The 17,604-nt window shown below is 35.6% G+C and carries 12 protein-coding genes and 2 riboswitches; all 12 genes read right to left on the reverse strand.

The features are described from left to right. Positions 1 to 82: 82 nt before the first annotated feature. Positions 83 to 1,321: a hypothetical protein gene (locus ACQKNZ_RS18195; RefSeq protein WP_427661056.1), complete on the reverse strand. Its 1,239-nt coding sequence runs from the start codon at positions 1,319 to 1,321 to the stop codon at positions 83 to 85. Between the two features lie 359 nt (positions 1,322 to 1,680). Then, positions 1,681 to 4,062 carry a polyprenyl synthetase family protein gene (locus ACQKNZ_RS18200; RefSeq protein ID WP_427661058.1) on the reverse strand — a complete coding sequence of 794 codons (2,382 nt, stop codon included), beginning with the start codon at positions 4,060 to 4,062 and terminating at the stop codon, positions 1,681 to 1,683. Between the two features lie 218 nt (positions 4,063 to 4,280). Next, positions 4,281 to 5,633, reverse strand: coding sequence for an SMI1/KNR4 family protein (locus ACQKNZ_RS18205; protein WP_144541322.1), 1,353 nt, complete (start codon positions 5,631 to 5,633; stop codon positions 4,281 to 4,283). 229 nt (positions 5,634 to 5,862) lie between these two features. After that, complete coding sequence (locus tag ACQKNZ_RS18210; protein WP_144541324.1) at positions 5,863 to 7,221, reverse strand: MFS transporter; 1,359 nt, start codon at positions 7,219 to 7,221, stop codon at positions 5,863 to 5,865. 190 nt (positions 7,222 to 7,411) lie between these two features. Next, on the reverse strand, positions 7,412 to 8,329 hold the full coding sequence (locus ACQKNZ_RS18215; RefSeq protein ID WP_144541326.1) for a LysR family transcriptional regulator: 918 nt from the start codon (positions 8,327 to 8,329) through the stop codon (positions 7,412 to 7,414). 281 nt (positions 8,330 to 8,610) lie between these two features. Next, complete coding sequence (locus ACQKNZ_RS18220; RefSeq protein WP_144542051.1) at positions 8,611 to 9,714, reverse strand: hypothetical protein; 1,104 nt, start codon at positions 9,712 to 9,714, stop codon at positions 8,611 to 8,613. A gap of 401 nt (positions 9,715 to 10,115) precedes the next feature. Next, positions 10,116 to 10,967, reverse strand: a complete 852-nt coding sequence (locus tag ACQKNZ_RS18225; RefSeq protein ID WP_144542050.1) for a DegV family protein — start codon at positions 10,965 to 10,967, stop codon at positions 10,116 to 10,118. Between the two features lie 512 nt (positions 10,968 to 11,479). Further along, the gene (thiE, locus tag ACQKNZ_RS18230) at positions 11,480 to 12,091 is read right to left on the reverse strand and encodes a thiamine phosphate synthase (RefSeq protein WP_191697786.1); all 612 of its coding nucleotides are present in this window, start codon (positions 12,089 to 12,091) and stop codon (positions 11,480 to 11,482) included. Next, positions 12,082 to 12,894 (reverse strand): bifunctional hydroxymethylpyrimidine kinase/phosphomethylpyrimidine kinase, encoded by an 813-nt coding sequence (thiD, locus tag ACQKNZ_RS18235; protein ID WP_151112768.1) that lies wholly within the window; start codon positions 12,892 to 12,894, stop codon positions 12,082 to 12,084. The genes thiE and thiD overlap by 10 nt, the downstream gene beginning before the upstream one ends. Beyond that, positions 12,891 to 13,634: a hydroxyethylthiazole kinase gene (gene thiM, locus ACQKNZ_RS18240; RefSeq protein WP_427661063.1), complete on the reverse strand. Its 744-nt coding sequence runs from the start codon at positions 13,632 to 13,634 to the stop codon at positions 12,891 to 12,893. The genes thiD and thiM overlap by 4 nt, the downstream gene beginning before the upstream one ends. Next, entirely contained in the window at positions 13,615 to 14,304 is a 690-nt protein-coding gene (gene tenA, locus ACQKNZ_RS18245; protein WP_427661065.1) for a thiaminase II, read from the reverse strand. Before tenA ends, thiM begins: the two co-directional genes overlap by 20 nt. Before the next feature lie 73 nt (positions 14,305 to 14,377). Further along, positions 14,378 to 14,475, reverse strand: a riboswitch (TPP riboswitch). Between the two features lie 59 nt (positions 14,476 to 14,534). After that, positions 14,535 to 14,632: riboswitch (TPP riboswitch) on the reverse strand. A gap of 411 nt (positions 14,633 to 15,043) precedes the next feature. Further along, the gene (locus tag ACQKNZ_RS18250; protein ID WP_427661067.1) at positions 15,044 to 17,593 is read right to left on the reverse strand and encodes a S8 family peptidase; all 2,550 of its coding nucleotides are present in this window, start codon (positions 17,591 to 17,593) and stop codon (positions 15,044 to 15,046) included. Between the last annotated feature and the right edge of the window lie 11 nt (positions 17,594 to 17,604).

The following is a 17,604-nucleotide window of genomic DNA, read 5'->3' on the forward strand; positions in this document are numbered from 1 at the left end:
AAAGCTTTAAACAAAATAAGTAGAAAAACTTAAAAAGCCAACTTCATTAGAGGTTGGCTTTCGTATGAGTTGTCTTTACTCACTATCTTTGATCCGCAATTGTTGCGTTATTGTTTGTTGCACTTAAGAGCGCTAAATTATCATATGGAGGACCTGTTGTTGTACCAGCTAGCAGTACAATATCAAATTCATTAGCAGGGTTTCCCCATGAGTTTCCAAGGAATGTGGTGAATGCTCGGTCTACTAAAAAACCGCCTTTTGTGTTATACACAACATTATTATTAATTGCCCCAGTCACATTGGGATTAATATAAATTCCCGTTCGCAATGAATAGAATATATTACCTTCAACCGTGAAATTAATACCTCCTTGTGGTACTACTGCCCGGTTTACTATCCAGTTTGCCATGGGCAAAGCTTGCGGTGGACCAAATATCGTATTATTTAAAATGCTCGTATTTGTACCACCTACTTGGATAAATTCTTTTGCATACGGGACATCACTAGTTATATTTAAGCCATTGATCGTCGTATTTTCTGCAGTTACTAATATTGCAATAATATCAGCTTGTAGTTGTAAAAGTGTTCCTGGTTCTCCTAATAAAGTGATCCCTGTTTTGTCCACTAAAATTTGAGACGAAATTGGATATGTCCCACTCAATATATGAACAATTCCTCCAGGGTTAACTGCTGCAATTCCCTCAGATATTGTACCAAAGGGATTTGCCAAGCTACCATCTCCCCCAACGACACCTGCTCGGACATAGATATTGTTGGGATCAACGATTTGGTTAATTGCCAAATCAAGTGCTGCTTGGACACTTGATATGCTTAGATAGCCTCCAACTGGTCTGGCATTAATTAATTCTGTCGCCACTTGATCTTTCTGTTCTTCTGTTAGTGCATTGTAAGCTGTTAAATTTAAACCTAGACCAGAGTCTTCAATAGCCGCTCTCATTTCCGCCACGGTTTGAGCATTATTTACCGTCTCTAAAAACACATTACTCCCTGTTAGTACGTAGTCAGTTTGTACCTTAGTAATAGTTATTGTGTCATTTGTATTGAGAAGGTTGTCAAGCTCGCTTGAGTTGATAGTTACAAACTTAACACTACTGAAAAGGTCACCATTAAAAATAGTGAAAAGTATGATCCCATTTAAAAAGGTATTAATATCGTTACCATATGAAATAATCTTTGTTTCACCAGGGTTCAGACTGAAAGAAACAGTTCCGTCTTGATTATACGGTTGTTCACCTTCCCGAACAAAGATAGTAATTTGTAGCGTTGATAACGTATTATTAACAAATGTTTTTTCTGCCACTTTTTCACCTCCTATCATTCACTAGTAGTTAACTAGACATTGTAGAAAGAGGATATCTCTTCTCTTTTCTATACTATGAAGAAAAGTAGAATATGAATGGGTGAACTAATCTACTACTTCTATAAACGTTACTAATAGTTAGACATAGTCTGGTAGAGTCTTCTCAAATGTTCTTGTGGCATGAGTATTGAAGAAGATTATCACTTAAGTAATTTGTTACAACCGTATCTGTTATATTATATTTGCTTGGATATAAGCTAGAATGGGTTAGAAAAAATGAGCTTGGAGAAGCATCTCCAAGCTCATTTTTCTATACAAATCAATCATTAACTTTTTGGCTGCTAACATGGGGGCAAATCTTATTGTTCTCGATTTATAAGGTAGTTTAAAAAATGTTTTAGAAAGGTTGTATCTTTGGACACGTGCTGAAGTGCATCCATTGCTAGACAGTAATTTTCCCACATTTCGATTGTGGCAGCTTCCTGACCCAGGATAGAAACAAATGTAGAGCTATTGTTTTCCGCGTCTTTTCCAAGGTCTTTACCGAGTAGCATTGCATCTCCTTCTACATCGAGTAAGTCGTCCTTAATCTGAAAGGCGATGCCAGCAAAACGAGCAAACCTTTTTAAAGCAATTATTTCCTCTTCCTTTGCGTTGGCAAGGAGAGCTGGCATTACAAGAGCTGCTTCAAATCCTATCCCTGTTTTATAAAAGCATAAGGTGTTTAACTGATCTCGACTAAGTGGTTTTCCTTTAGATTCCAGATCCATAGCTTGCCCTTTACACATATCGGCTATTGTTTGGGAAGAATATTGAATCATCTGAAGTACCGTTTTTGAATCAAATTGATTTAATTTAGTCTGCTCCCAAATTGCTTTTTGAGTGAGAAAAAGACCGGTTAATTCGGATATCGCTACGTTATAAACTTCATGTAGAGTTGGACGTCCACGTCGCATCGCTGCATTATCCTGAGCAGGTAAATCATCAAATAGAAGAGAAGCCGTATGAAGGTATTCTAATGATTTCAAAAGTGGCATTATTGCAGTTTCATCTAACTCGTACACCTTTACACTCATAAACCATGTAACAATCGGTCTCAGCCTTTTGCCATCCCCTTCCAAGCTATAATTTGCTGCCTCGGCTATAGAATCTCTTCCGAAGGAAGAACTCTCCGTGAGAGGAATGGCTAATATTTGGTTTATTTCGTTTCGCACTGTTTTAATCGTATTTGAGAAATCCTCTCTCTCCTTACTTTCATTCTTTAATACGGTAATCATGTGATCACGCAGTAATTTATCAAAAAAGTCCACGTCAGCTGCTTTTCGAACCATTTCTTGTAGAAGTTTATTGAATCTTGGATTTCCGAATCTAAATAGACTCATAATTTCTTTGTATTTGTTTGTACCTACACGCTTTTTCAATCGCTTGAGTCCATTTATGGCTCTGTCCAATATTACTTCTCGTGTTTTCTCGTCAGAACCATAAACATTATGGATTAAGTTGCTAATGACAGTCCAATACAATTCAAAGGGGTTAATCAGGTCTGGTCGAGTCCCGTGATACTTTAAATAATATGTATAGGGAGTTACCGCCCCATCCTTCATATCTTCGAACATATCTGCAAAATCATCTGACAGCTGATTATAAATACCGTAGTAAAAAGTACGGTTATCCATCTCCTTATCGTCAGAGGCACTAAGGACTGAACGGACGATAAGCCTAGATGAGGATGCTTTTAAAATAACGGGTATATATAGTTCTTCATTCGTATAATGAGAGTTCATTAAATTCTTTTCACGATCTACTTCCTGTGAATGGAAAAACACATATGCTTGCTCAAAAAATTTGTTCCTTCTTTCAGGATGCTGATTTTGCTCAATATACTGAAAAGCCTCACCAAGCTCCTGATGTACATAAGTGATCAATTCCTCGTTTTCTCCAAGCCATTCTCCCAATTTTGGTACTTTGCCTGTAGTAAGCGTTGTCCTGATTAAATTTGCATATTGCTTTTCTTCTTCGTCCGACAAAATCTTGGCGTCAAGCAAATCGTCAATAAATGGATAGGTCAATCCATAGGAATATCCCAGTCTGATAGCTTTATCGAGCCTTGCAGCACGCTCATCAGATGATATATCACTGTCCATCTCCTCATTCTCTTGCATAATAACCCCAGCAATTATTTTTATAAGTTTTCGTTGGGCGTGCTCTGCATCCATTCCCTTTGGTATATGATTGGACACTTGCTTTAGCTTGTTTAATAGCCAAATATAAGTTAATTCCACACCATCCTTCTTTGCCATCCGATACAGTCCAACCATACTAAATGCTTCAGCTTCCTCGCCATCTGGCTTAGAATTGGTAAGCTGATCCTTTAATCTACTCACTACACTATGAATTCTGGTCTGCGTATTTGGGGAATCAAGGGACTTTCCTAAATCACGGAGAAAAATATAGGAGATGCTCCTGTTTAAGTAGCTATCTAGCTTCCCTCTATAATTTAAGTACTGTATATAATGGTTAAAGTTCTTAGAATCGTCCTTTCCTTTTCCAAGCGTAAAAAGGGATAACATGGGATGATGAACGTGATCAGATTTCCATGTTTTAATATCGTCCGTTAACACCGGAATATAGCTTTTTTCTGTGGCCTGTACAGTAAGTTTATTAAAATATTGGGCTGCCTTTTGCTCAGCTTCCCTATAGCATTCATCAGGATTTATTATTGGTTTTAAATAGATGTTCATCTGTCACCTTCATTTACTGTTTTTTTATCCGTTCTGGAAATCATCCAGCTGTATAGCATTGCTATTATAACCCACATTTCTTTATTTCTTCACTTGTACCCCTTACTTCTAACTAATTACTTAATATCAATTTATTCTTCAATGTATCCCTAAATGCCTATACTCATTTGGAAGGTGATGAAAAAGATGGCAGCAATTTTGTTAGTTGTGTTCTTAGCTTATCCTTCCATCACATAATTAGTGTAAATTTCATCTTGTTCGTCGTTAATCTCTCCCATAATGGTATAGTTCATTTTTTTATCGAAAAGATCTTTTGTTGCAATAAAAGCATTGAACGGACAAGTAAGTGATTGAAGGTTATCCAGCTCCTGGAGAGCTGAATAATTCTCCACTTCCTCGAATCTAATATCCTGTAGATTCATCATCCCTTTTAGAACGTCCAGATTACTCATTTTAACCCCCGTAATATCAAGCTCACGCAAGCTGAAAATATCTTTAATACCATGAAGATCAGCTGTTTGGATACCTGAAAGATTTAAGTGACTTAACTTTTTACAGGATGCCAAAGGAGACAAATCATCTATTACTAAATTTTCTAGTGACAGCTCTTGAAGTAAAGGCAGCTCTTTCAATACAGATATGTCTCTTACTTTGGTGTTTCCAATAGATAATTGCTTTAAATCTTTAAGTGGCTTTAAAAAATCTAAATGCTGCAAAGATGTTTTGGCCAAATAGAGTTTTTTTAAGTCTTGCATCTCAGCAATTGGTGTGAAGTCTGTGATCTCTAATCCACTTGCGATTAATTCGCGGACGTTTTGAAAGTAAGCAAGTGGTTTTAAGTTAGTTATATTAGATGGAAATAACCTAAGGGTTATTATGTTTTGTAACTCATGAATCTTACTAGGCGTTTTACCTAACATTTGGGTAAGAAAGTTTGTCCAGCTTTCATCCAGCTCCAGAGGTACATCCTCTCCTGCACAAGGAGTCTTTTGAAGTTCAATGAGATTATCAAAAAAGTGACCATAATCTCCCCATATAACGTATGGATTACCGTCTTCCTCCGTAATTAGAGAACAATTTCCGTTCTCAAATTGTTGTATTAGTAGCTCGAGGAGCGCATCAAAGCTTTCACTTATGACAAACATTTGTCTTTCATCCCGACCAAAATTTATAATTTGTCCAGCTTTCCCATTCTCCCCAGGTGCAAAGTCCATCGCAAGATAGTTTCCTCCATAATCGTATGCTATAGGAATCCATCCTGGATGGTAGTATGCCTCTTGGACTTTATTCTTTTCGAATGAAATGACATCGGTAACGGACTCTTCATAATAGTTTTTGTAACCCTTCCATGCCGATAAAATTTCTTCGATGGAATACCAGGTTAATCCAAACATTAATCCTAACTTTTTTTCACCATTATGAACAGAATACGTAGCTTTAAAGGATTCAGGTAATGGGTAGCCCGTTTCCCTCTCTAATTTTAGGAGTTCTTTTTTAGATGCACCTTTATTTAAGTATTTTTTATTTTTCGGTATGTATTTTTCAAGTCTTTTAAAGAATTCTTTCCCCATTGCTAAACCCCTCCCTATTTACTTCTCTATCTTTATTAAACCATATAAACCGAAGAATTTTTTTGTGATTTTGGAAAAATAAATGAATTCATATTAGGAGTTGGTTAAGTCGATAGATAGTATAAAATATCAATAATTTTACAATAAAAAAATCAGGGGTGTTGTTCATTCAACACTCCTGATTTCTAAGTAAGTCTTCACCAAAATATGATGAATTCCTTGTATTCTGTTATGATAAAGATTCTTTTTTAAAGGCTATTTCATTAGAAACTAATTGCTTCTCTACTGCATAGTCTGCATGGTCTTCACGAATGAAACTCATAGCTATTGCGCCAAAGATTGCAGCAATACCAATTGCAAAAAAGTTAAACTGTGGCTGCAGATTAAAAGTTAATAAAATTCCCATATAAGTTGGAGCAACAATCGAACCGATACGTCCAAAAGCCATTGTACTTCCTAGAGCAGCTGCTCGAATATCGACAGAATAATATTGAGCTACATATGCATTAGACATGTTTTGTAAACCGACTGATGCAGCACCTATAATGGCAATTAACCCATAAGCTATATAAATATTTTTTGAGTAGCCAATCAGTATTAATGAGATAGCCCCTACTAAGTAAAGTGGAATAAGGACACGTTTGAAACCAAGTAGTTGAATAATGTTACCGAAAATCATTGTACCAGTTATGGCACCAATTTGAAGTACTGCAACAAAGAACAGACTAGATTTCAGATTATAGCCTGCATTCATCATTAAAGTTGGAAGCCATGTATTTAGTGAATACATGAGGATAAATGTACAGAAGCAAGACAGCCAGAACATCATCGTGCTTAATCCAAGTTTGTTTTTAAAAAGATCACGAACCGATGACTTTTGTTGCTGTTCTTGATGGACATATTTAAATTGAACATCTTTAGAGATCATTGGGTTTATTTTTTGAAGGACTTTGACAAGACGTTTTGTATCCTTTTGTTTAATTAAAGAATTAATAGATTCTGGAATGATACGTATAGCAAAAGGCAACACAAGCAGTGGTAAGCCGGCTATCCAGTATACCGGTTGCCAACCGAATCTTTCGAGCAATACCTGCCCGCTAAACGAGGCTAGAATTGCACCAACGGAGTAACCGCAAAATATGATTGAAATAATTGCAGCACGGTGTTTGGACGGAGCGTATTCTGATATTAAAGCAGCTATGTTTGGCATAACACCACCAAATCCTAAACCTGCAATAATACGAAAAACAATAAATAAAATCGGTGACGTTGCAAATCCAGATAATAATGTAAAAAAGCTGAATAAGAAGGTCGTTAAAATAATAATACGCTTTCTTCCAAAACGATCTGAATACAGACCGAATAAAACAGCTCCAACTGCTGTACCGATTGTCGTATAACTACTTATCGCCCCCGCTACTAAATCAGAGATTCCCCACTCCGCTTTTAACATTGGAATGGTTGCACCATAAATGACCACATCATAGCCGTCGAACATCATGATAAAAAATAAACAAAGAATAAGCACGTAATGAAAGACTTTCAATTTACTCTGATTAACTATTTCAATCGGGTTGACTGTTCTCATGGTACCTCCTATATACACGTAGTTTAAGGTAGATAATTAGCTATCATTTCTATTTGTCTCGCAACAGTTTGATAGAAAATAAAAGGATAGGCTATTAAAAAAGCAAAGCAATGTGTATGTAAGGAAATTTTAGCACTATACAATTGGTAACATGTAACACTTATTAAGTATCTCTAGCTATAGTTTTAAACTATAGCTGAACTTGTTCTTCAGCAATTGTTTCTTTTAAATATTCAATATATATAGTCGCTAAAGGACTGTTTTTTACATTTTTATGTGTAATATATCCAACTGTAATCCGTTCATCTACAAGTAAAGGAACTGAAACGATGTTATTACTATTTAGTTCATGACTTATCACACCAGTTGATATTGTATAACCATTAAGTCCAATCAATAAATTAAAGAGTGTCGCTCGATCACTAACTCGTATATTCTTTGGCCTAGAAAGAGTACTTAAAATCTCCTCAGAAAAATAAAAAGAATTATAATCTCCTTGTTCAAAGGAAAGATAAGGATAAGGAATTAAATCTGATAAAGTTACAAATTCCTGCTTTGCTAGCGGATTTCTAGAGCTAATAAATACGTGAGGCTTTGCTTCAAACAGCTCTTGAAAGATGAGATTACCTTCTCTCAGGAATTTATGAATCACTTTTTTATTAAAATCATTTACATATAAAATACCAATTTCACTATGTAGATTTTTTACATCTTCAATAATTTCATAGGTTTTGGTTTCTCTTAATGTAAATTCGTATTCATCTCGATTGTATTCCTCTAGCAGACGGACAAATGCACTTACCGCAAAAGCATAGTGCTGAGCTGATACAGAAAAGTGTTGCTGGGAAGATTGAATATTGGAATAGCGATTTTCCAGAAGATTTGCTTGTTCAACCACTTGTCGAGCATAACCTAAAAACTCTGCGCCTTCAGGTGTCATAATAATTCCTTTATTAGTTCTTTGGAAAATGATAATCCCTATTTCATTTTCTAACTCCTTTAGTGCATTTGAAAGACTTGGCTGGCTAATGAATAAATTTTGTGCAGCCTTACTAATAGAACGACTTCTTGCAACTTCAATTACATATTTTAACTGTTGAAGTGTCATTATTTTATACCTCTTTCTGATACTAATTTATAGTTTTAAAAGAAAGTGTGTCTCTCGTTCTCTATGTTTTAGTTTTACTTCATTGAGATGTTCACACTAAATTGAACAACCAATACATTCTTCTAAATTTTTATGAGTATTTTAAAACATAACTTAAATTTTGTAATATTACAATAACTTTTAATTTCACAACGGTTCCATTAATTCTTAAAACTTTTATTAAACACAAAAAAAGACAGTTAGCTAACTGTCTTCTTTAAGTAAAAAGTAAATACCTCGCACTATTTTATATATATAATGCTGCTGTTATAGTTTCTTTCATCCAGTTCTGTAACGGAAATTTTTTTACCTGAAGGGCTCCATTTGATTTTCGCATTTCTGACATTTGGAGCAATTTGTATGGATTTACCGGTTGATACATCGTACAGGTATAGTCCACTACTGTCTACATCGTTGATAACAGAATCTAATTGATATGCAACCATTTGCTGATTGGGAGACCAGGAAGCGCCAGTCACATCAGAACCTTCAGTAATAGTACTTTGTATATTTCCATCGATATCAGTAATTATCAGCCTTTTTGTTGACCCGGTTGCTTGAGTAACTAGTATTTGATTTCCATCAGGTGAGAGTGTGATTCCATCCGCATTTTCCAATTGCAGATTCTTTTTTTCTTTGGTCACCAGATTCAGCATAAATACCTGAAAAGTTGGACTGTCTGTAGTTATATAATAGATTTTTTCCTTCATTTTATGAACTGTGAACAATTGTTCCTCCTGAAGCTCGGCAATTTGAGTTAGATTACCTCTCGTGTCAGCCATATATGCCCCTCCTGCATAGGAAGCACCGATTACATTTTGCTCGTCAGTCCACCCAGCTGTATAGGCGCTACCAATAATGTCCTCCGTCATAGAAGATTGCCCCACGTCCTCTAAACTCATCAGATAATAGGCTACATCCCCAATAGAGTATTCATAATACAATAGATGTTTTTTATCTGGAGACAAAATTGCCCCACCAAGGAACATGTCTTTTTGGGCTTTTATCGTTTTAAACTCTTTTGTGTCCAAATTGTACTCATATATACTTCTAGGGTAGAACTCTGCATTCTCTAAGAGACTCATTTTTCCAAGTTCTTGGTTTTCTTTTGCAAGGACAACGGTCTGTTCATCGATCCAGTCGGAAATTTCCATTCCCTCGTATTTTTCAATTTTTTCGATTGTAACAAAGTCTAAATCGTTTTCGTTGCTTTCGTTTTCATTATCGACAATGCTATCATCTGGCTCTTCAATGTCTTTACTATTTTCTTCTTGCATACTGCAAGCAGAAAGAGTCAATACGACTAAGAGGAGGACAGTAATTTTGACAAATCCTAAATTTTTCATTTGAATCATCTCCTTGTCTATTATCATATGTAAAAACATCTAATATCCTAAACTACTAATTAAATAATTTTACTTATACAACAAATAAAATGCTCCTAGTCGTATTCCCCTATTTAAGTAACCTGACACCTTTTCAAGATTCTACTCCCCAATTAATTATACCATAAAATGGTAATTAGATGTTTAGGAAACAGCCAAATAAAAAAACGAAATCCATCATTGGAATTCGTTTTTCTTATCCTAATTTTAACTTAGCGACCACTTCACAATATGTTTAGTGTATATGGTAAATAGGAGATGTTGGTGAGTTTTAAAGAAAGTGCTTGATTTGCTTAGACACACAACGCGACCGGTACTTATAAGTAACTTTATAACTCATTGATGTTTTTTCAGAACTTTTTCTAATTTTCTACCCCTGCAATCCCAAAGCCTCCAGGTCCAGCATGGGTAGAAATCATTGCACCAGCTTGCATCCATGTTACATTTTCGAAGCCTGTTTCCTTTGCGATTTCATCCACTTGCCTCTTAATACTTTCATCAAGTCCGATAGAATAGATCAAATACAGCTGTTTTCTATCAATATCATATTGGTTTAAGTAATCTTGCATGAGCTTTACCGCTACGATGCTCATTTTCCCACGATATTTTCTCGTTGAAACAAGCTTTCCTTCTTTTAGCTCAATGCAGGGCTTTATTTTTAATAATGACCCTCCAATGTAAGCCATGTTACTTACGCGTCCACCCGATCTTAGAAAGTCCAAACTGCCTGGTATGAAAGCCAGCTTTGTTTTAGGAACGATAGATTCTATTTTTTCTATTAGCTGATTATGATCAATGGAAGGTTCTTCCTCCATTAAATTGGCAGCATACAGCACAACTGCAGCTAATCCTCCTGTCACGTTTAGCGTATCAATTAGGAAAAGATTTTCAAAATCCTCCGCTGCAATTAAAGCACTTTGAAAGGAAGCAGATGCTTTTGATGTATATCCAATGTGAATAATGATGCTCTCAGGAAAATTTGTTCTGATTTTCGTAAACAATTCATGATACTCATGTGTATTCGTTGCTGTTGTAGATGGAATTTTTTTTGTGCGACTATGATAATCGAAGACATCTTCTACAGGTAACTCACCATCTAAATAATCCTTCCCATCCATAATGACGTGCATCGGTACCACTTGAATTTGATGTTTTTCAACCAGGTCCTTCGGTAAATCCGCTCCACTCTCTGTTGATAAAATTATCCTTCTCATAGTACATCCCCTTCAAATAACGCATGCAATGCTGCGTACTTATTTATTTTATTTATCCTAAATATACACTAAAAGGGGAAAATATACAGATTAATAAACAGAAGATTTCCGTATGTAGTGGAATATTAACACTAAGTTAAACAGATAAAAGAAGGTATTAAGCTTAGCAATGACGTAAAACCACCTATTCTTTTTCGGTTTAATTTCTACAATACTTACTTATCCCCATTCTTATCTGATTAAAAATAGGATAAATATAAAACAGACGGTTTAGAAATGCATTATCGCACTACTAAACCGTCTGCTTAGTTACTTTAAACTAATTCCAACCATGCCACTGCTTCGCATTATGTGGCAACACTTTGATGCTGGTGGTTTAAGCAATTAGCTAGGACTTGCTATAGTTAAAGGTAGCCTTTTCATATTTATCTTCATACTTCAATGCGTATAATGATTAATGAAGTTATAGATTTTATAACAAATTATATTTGTATTAACTACGAAAATTCACTTTAAATTTCTCTAACAGTCTTCCAAATATCTTCACTAAGACTAATGGCAGAAATAACTGCAACACCATTAGCCCCAGCTTCACGTACGATGCTACTGTTTGTTGGTGAAATACCACCAATTGCTACAATGGGGACATTCGGATAGTCAGTTCTTGCTTTCTTTAAAAATGCAACCCCTGCTGGTGGTTCGGCATCTTTTTTTGATGATGTTTCAAAAATGGGTCCAATCCCAACATAATCTGCACCATTTGCAATCGCCTTTTCCAGTTCCTCCATCGTATGCACAGAAACACCGATGATTTTATTTTCTGCACGCTTACGAAACATTTCAATATTTAAATCATCCTGACCAACATGAATCCCATCAGCATTAAGCTTTAAGGCTAGCTCTACATCGTCATTTATTAGAAATGGCACTTTGTAAGCGTGACATAAACTTTGGCATTTACGTGCAAATTGTACATAGGAATCGCCAGTAAGTGCATTTTCACCCTTTTCTCTTAATTGAAACATCGTAATACCGGCTTGTAATGCTGCTTCTAACACCACTAAAGGATCACGCCTACAATTAATCGTACCCATAATAAAATATTTATCGAGATTTAGTGACATACAACATCACACTTCCCCTCAAGCTGACGATAGGCAAAATGATTCGTTGGACCAAAACCATGCCCAATATTTAATGGATTGCTAATCGCTAAATGGACAAATTTTTTCGCTTCCAAAACGGCTTCTTGCAAAGATTTTCCTTTTGCTATTTCTGCTGTTAATGCTGCTGAAAATGTACAGCCTGTTCCGTGCGTATGTTTAGTTTCAAATCGATTCGTTTCTAAGACAAAAGGAACCTCCCCTTTTATAAACACCGCATCAATCGCTTTGTCACCAGCTAAATGTCCACCTTTCATAACCACACATTGTACCCCAAGGGAGATAATATCTTGAGCAGCTAGAAATAGTTCTTGTTCCGTATGAATGGAGCGACCACTTATGACCTCGGCTTCTGGTATATTTGGTGTGCAAACAGTTGCAATGGGTAGCAGCTTATTTTTAAGAGCTTGTATAGACTCTTGTTGAAGCAAGCTGGCGCCGCCCTTCGCAATCATCACAGGGTCAACGATAAGAGGTAAGCCTCTATTTTTAAGTGTAGCAGCGACACACTCAATAATCTCTGAATTAAATAACATGCCTGTTTTAATCGCTGTCACATTAAAATCTTCAAGGACCGCCTTCAATTGTGCTTCTACAAATTGTACTGTTGTTGGAAAAATGCCATGTACACCTAACGTATTTTGGGCGGTTAAGGCAGTGATAACACTTGTACCAAATACACCAAGCTCTTGAAACGTTTTAATATCTGCCTGAATGCCTGCTCCGCCTCCACTATCTGAACCCGCTATCGTTAATGTAATCATTGGTGTCCCTCCGCTAAATATTCAAGTTGATTTAGAAAATTCATATGGAATGTCCCAATCGTTGAATACGCATTTGAGCTTGCTTGTTTATAATCACGAAGTAGATTCGCAAGATCTTCGAATGCATTTTCACAGCTTGCGAGCTCTGCTGCACAAAGGGCACTTAATAGACAGCCACTTCCTGTCATTTTCGTTACCTTTTCATGACCACCTACGATCCATTCTATTCTGATACCATCTGTAATCACATCTTGCTTACCTGTCACAATCACAAGACAGTTATATTTGTTTGCAACATGCATGGCCGTCTCAGCTACATCAAGTTCACCCACGCCACTATCGACGCCTTTTGCTTGCCAAGTAACACCTGCAATAGCCGCGAGTTCTCCGACATTACACCGAATTAAATTAATTTTAAGTTGTTGTAATAATTCCATCGTTGTTTCTAATCGAAAATTCGTTGCCCCTGCACCGACGGGATCAAAAACTATAGGAATGTTCTTCACATTCGCACTGTTTCCTGCTAGAAGCATTGATTTTATTGTCTGTTCATTTAATGTGCCGATATTTAATAAAAGCGCATTCGATTTTGATGCCATTTCCGCCGCTTCTTTAACCGCATCGGCCATCACAGGTGAAGCTCCTATTGCTAGTAAGCCATTTGCTGTAAAATTGGCCACGACATAGTTGGTGATACAATGCACTAAAGGTTTTTGTAGATTAATTTTTTGTAGGCTCATTCATATACACCCCTTTTGTCCAATTTTGCATCGTCCATGGCATTTCCCAAAACATCCACTCGTAATAACAGCTTTTTTCAAAATGTGCCTTTAAAACCTTTTGTTTCATGGGCTGTTCCTTCGCAAAACGATTTAACATCGACTTTTGCTTATTGATCGATTGAAGCATTTCGTCAGATGCATATAATGCAATCCATTGCGCATACAGCGGTACATTCGGATGAGCATACTTAAGCTGTTGCCCAATTTCTTGATAGAGCCACGGACAAGGTAATATGGCAGCAAATGCTTCTGCTACATCGCCATTATGTACAGCATTGTACATATGACTCACATAATTATAAGCAGCTGGTGCCACCTCAAAATTTTCAATTTCTTCGGCCGTTACATCTAAATCTTGAAAAGTTGTACGGTGAAGCTCAAGCTCTGCTTCATGAATAAATCTCGCACTGTTTAAAAAGTACTGAATGTCCTCGTCATTTGTTGCCTTTGCAGCTGCTAAAGCTAAGACTTTTGTGTAATGCTTTAAATAATACGCATCCTGTAGCATATAAAACTTGAACTTTTCGAGTGGTAAACTACCATCAGCAATACCTTGCACAAACGGATGGTTAAAACTAGCCTCCCAATAAAATTGCGTCTCCTGTCTAACTTTTTCACAAAACTCCATTTTTTTGTCCTCCTTAATTGGTGGACGTAAGTGCAAAAAAGGCGCCTCTAATAGAGACGCCCAAAAAGTGTAGACTACACCCATGATTGCTCCCTACGCCAGTGTTAACTGTCAGGTTCTAAGGGTCAGGTTTTAACCTTCTCAACACAATGTGTCCCCCCGCAATTAAAGTATTTGCAAAAGAAAAGCTCCACGTAAATAATACGCGGAGCTTAAGTAAGTACATATTGATCATCGTGTACTTTGCTCCCTACGTCCGTATTAACAGCCAGGTTCTAAGGGTCAGGTTTTACCTTCTCAACACAAACGTGTCCCCCTGCAAATTCATTTAATTACACTAAGTTTAACTGAAAGCACCACGGCAAACAAGATAATAATCACGACGTGACAGGTATGAGTTTAAAAATGAATCAAAGACCCTAGCAGATGTATTGAATTTATATCATAAGTAGGAGCTTCTTCCAGACTAAATTTAAATAAGCGAAAAATAAAAAAACGAATTCCAAAATCAGAATTCGTTTTTGAAAACTATGCTAACTCCAACCAAGCAACCGCTTCACAATGCAGTGAGTGTTGATGGTGGACTATTTAAATAATAAGAATGTAGTAGAATCACCTTAAATGCCTATTTTAAATATACTATTTATTATTCGTAAAATATAATTCAATAAGAAATCATTAATAAATATGAATCTAAATCTAAATCTAATAGAAATTGTCCTGTAAAGAAATTTAAAGCTTATACTTCAACTTCTACAAGAACATCATCTATTTCAATTTCATTTCTTATCAGGCTATAAATTTGTACATCTCTATTGATAGCTTCAAATCCTACAACTAAATTATATTTTGCAGGTATGTTACCATCCCACCCATTATGACCTCTAACTGCAATACAAAAGCTATCTGTTAACTGATTAGATTTTATAGTAGTCCAATCTTTTTGTAATGTACTATATGAACGAGAAAATTCTTTCGCTTGTCCATGATTACTTTGTTCGCCTATTTCCCACTTAAAATTCCCATCATCTTCTACAGATGAACCTGTTTCAAAAATTCTTTTTTCAAATGCATCAATTTGTTCACCTATTTTGCTACATCGCCAATCTAACCAAGTAGACATATATCTACTTGTTTTTCTACGTGTATTTCTTGGTTTAGCTGAATAAGACAATGTAACATCAATCCTAATATCATATTCTTCACCTATATCTAATATTTCACTAGGAATAGGTATGGTATAAATATGTGCTTCATTCCCGTAAATAATATTATCTTCTTCCGTTAATAATGTAATTCTATATTCATCATTTGTGGTAGCCCTAGTAACGTCTGGAAGACCATAACCAATATGTCTAAGTATAGTTTCATTAGAATTAAAAGTTTCATTTAAAGCTATTGGCCAACTTGCTGAGTGTGCAATTAAGGCTCTATATAATAAACTTGAAGCATTAGGGAATATCTTTTGAATTTCCGCTGCGATATATGCTACTTTAGGAGCCGCAAAAGAAGTTCCTATAGCATCTTTTGAATATGCTGGGCCAGTTGGTGAAGTTCTTATTAATTCTACACATACTTCTGAAGATAAAACTAAATCTACTGAATCTCCTACCTTATTTTTTACCCATGTGCCACCATATTCTACTACATCGGGTTTTATTGAATCCCATATCCCTGCTCCTGAACGCGAAAATGCTGAAGGCTCATTTTTCCCACCTATACTTATTTGATCAAGTGTTTCAAAACTTTCGCTATTAATCGATCCAACCGTCAATGCTTGCATACTTTGAGCTGGATTAGAAATACGTGATTTTTCATCAAATAGATAGGTAGGATAGTTATTTCCTTCATTATAAAAATCCTTAATTGTATGTTCATAGATATTTCCTGTTGCTTGAATAAATAATACATCATTTAAATAAGTTTGAAGATCAATTTCACTCGCCCATGGTGACATATGTTTTATTTCACATGAACTTATTTCTGCAATTGAATGATTATAGATTTTAGTCTTTTTTTCAGCCTTTATAGTAAAATCCTCAACAATAGACCTTATAAATAATGGTGGGAAAATACTAGTCCTAACCGAAAATTCATTATTTTCGTCTAATACACGAGCATTTCTTAAAAAACAAGGTAATTTATATGTACCATTTTTCGGTATTTGATGTGGATAAAGAATAGCTCCAGCTACTCTTGTACCATGACCTCCCCCTGATATTTCATCAGCTACTGTAGTCTTCCCTATAACTAGGCATTTTGAATCCTCTTTTAAAATAGCAGGCTCCAAGTACTTATGTTCTTCTTGAATCCCACTATCTATTACAGTAATAATTGGGGCATCTTCATCAGGAGGAATAATTTCTAAATCCTCGTTTATATCAGCTGCACCTATTTCATAAGATTCTCCTATAGATAAATCTCCTACGTATTCAGCTTGATAAATATAAGAGAAATTATAAACTAAATCTTTTATGCACTTACCTGAGATTCTTACTCTCGCGGAAAAACTATCACATAGTTCAAAAAATTTAGGTTCTCCATCAATAAAAGAACCTATAATTTCTCCACCATAATGCTCTATAAATTCAGTGAATTGTTCTTCGCGTTCATATTTCAAATCATCCCACTTTTGATAAGCCTCAAAATATTTTTTTTGCCAATTTAAATATTTCCTACTTCGTTTATACTCATCTTCATTTACATCATTTTCTTTTTCAGGTGGTTGTTCCAAATTAAAAATATTTCCAGAGCAACTAATACTTACATCAATTTCATATATATCATCATCTAAAATCGCTCCCCAAATACTTAATAAGTTGGCACCACATATTCTTTCTACCCTATCTTTATCATCATGAAATGCATAAATTCGAGCGGGAGTGTTACATCTTTTAGAAACCTCATTAATAAAATCATCTGTCTTTTTTATTAATGTTGCAAATTCTAAATCACCATTTGATACAATAACAAATCCATTACCATGTTCTGAAACTACTTCAAAACCTAAACCCTTTAAAAAACTAATATCACTTGTAGGATCAATTTCTAATAAAATTGGAATTCCAGTTTCTATTTGAGGAAGCTGCTCTCTAACACGTTCTTCTTGCTTTTCTTTCCAAAACCTCGATAATTCTGAAGCCTTAGATTTAATAGATTTGCCATGTTTTATACGATTGTCTTTATTCTCATTAGTTCTCGGGCTTGGATTTCCATTGCCTCTATATTTTGGCTTTCCTACTATTTTTTGCTTTAAAGTAATATGTGAAAAATCATGGTGTATTGACATAACTTCACCTC

It is taken from the genome of Psychrobacillus sp. NPDC093200 (assembly GCF_050280345.1).
Lineage (GTDB): Bacteria > Bacillota > Bacilli > Bacillales_A > Planococcaceae > Psychrobacillus > Psychrobacillus faecigallinarum.

Coding starts and splice junctions, on each gene's coding strand:
- ACQKNZ_RS18215 (WP_144541326.1), bottom strand. CDS start 8,329: ATGACACTTCAACAGTTAAAATATGTAATTGAAGTTGCAAGAAGTCGT.
- ACQKNZ_RS18210 (WP_144541324.1), bottom strand. CDS start 7,221: ATGAGAACAGTCAACCCGATTGAAATAGTTAATCAGAGTAAATTGAAA.
- ACQKNZ_RS18200 (WP_427661058.1), bottom strand. CDS start 4,062: ATGAACATCTATTTAAAACCAATAATAAATCCTGATGAATGCTATAGG.
- ACQKNZ_RS18220 (WP_144542051.1), bottom strand. CDS start 9,714: ATGAAAAATTTAGGATTTGTCAAAATTACTGTCCTCCTCTTAGTCGTA.
- ACQKNZ_RS18205 (WP_144541322.1), bottom strand. CDS start 5,633: ATGGGGAAAGAATTCTTTAAAAGACTTGAAAAATACATACCGAAAAAT.
- ACQKNZ_RS18225 (WP_144542050.1), bottom strand. CDS start 10,967: ATGAGAAGGATAATTTTATCAACAGAGAGTGGAGCGGATTTACCGAAG.
- tenA (WP_427661065.1), bottom strand. CDS start 14,304: ATGGAGTTTTGTGAAAAAGTTAGACAGGAGACGCAATTTTATTGGGAG.
- thiD (WP_151112768.1), bottom strand. CDS start 12,894: ATGATTACATTAACGATAGCGGGTTCAGATAGTGGAGGCGGAGCAGGC.
- thiE (WP_191697786.1), bottom strand. CDS start 12,091: ATGTCACTAAATCTCGATAAATATTTTATTATGGGTACGATTAATTGT.
- thiM (WP_427661063.1), bottom strand. CDS start 13,634: ATGAGCCTACAAAAAATTAATCTACAAAAACCTTTAGTGCATTGTATC.
- ACQKNZ_RS18250 (WP_427661067.1), bottom strand. CDS start 17,593: ATGTCAATACACCATGATTTTTCACATATTACTTTAAAGCAAAAAATA.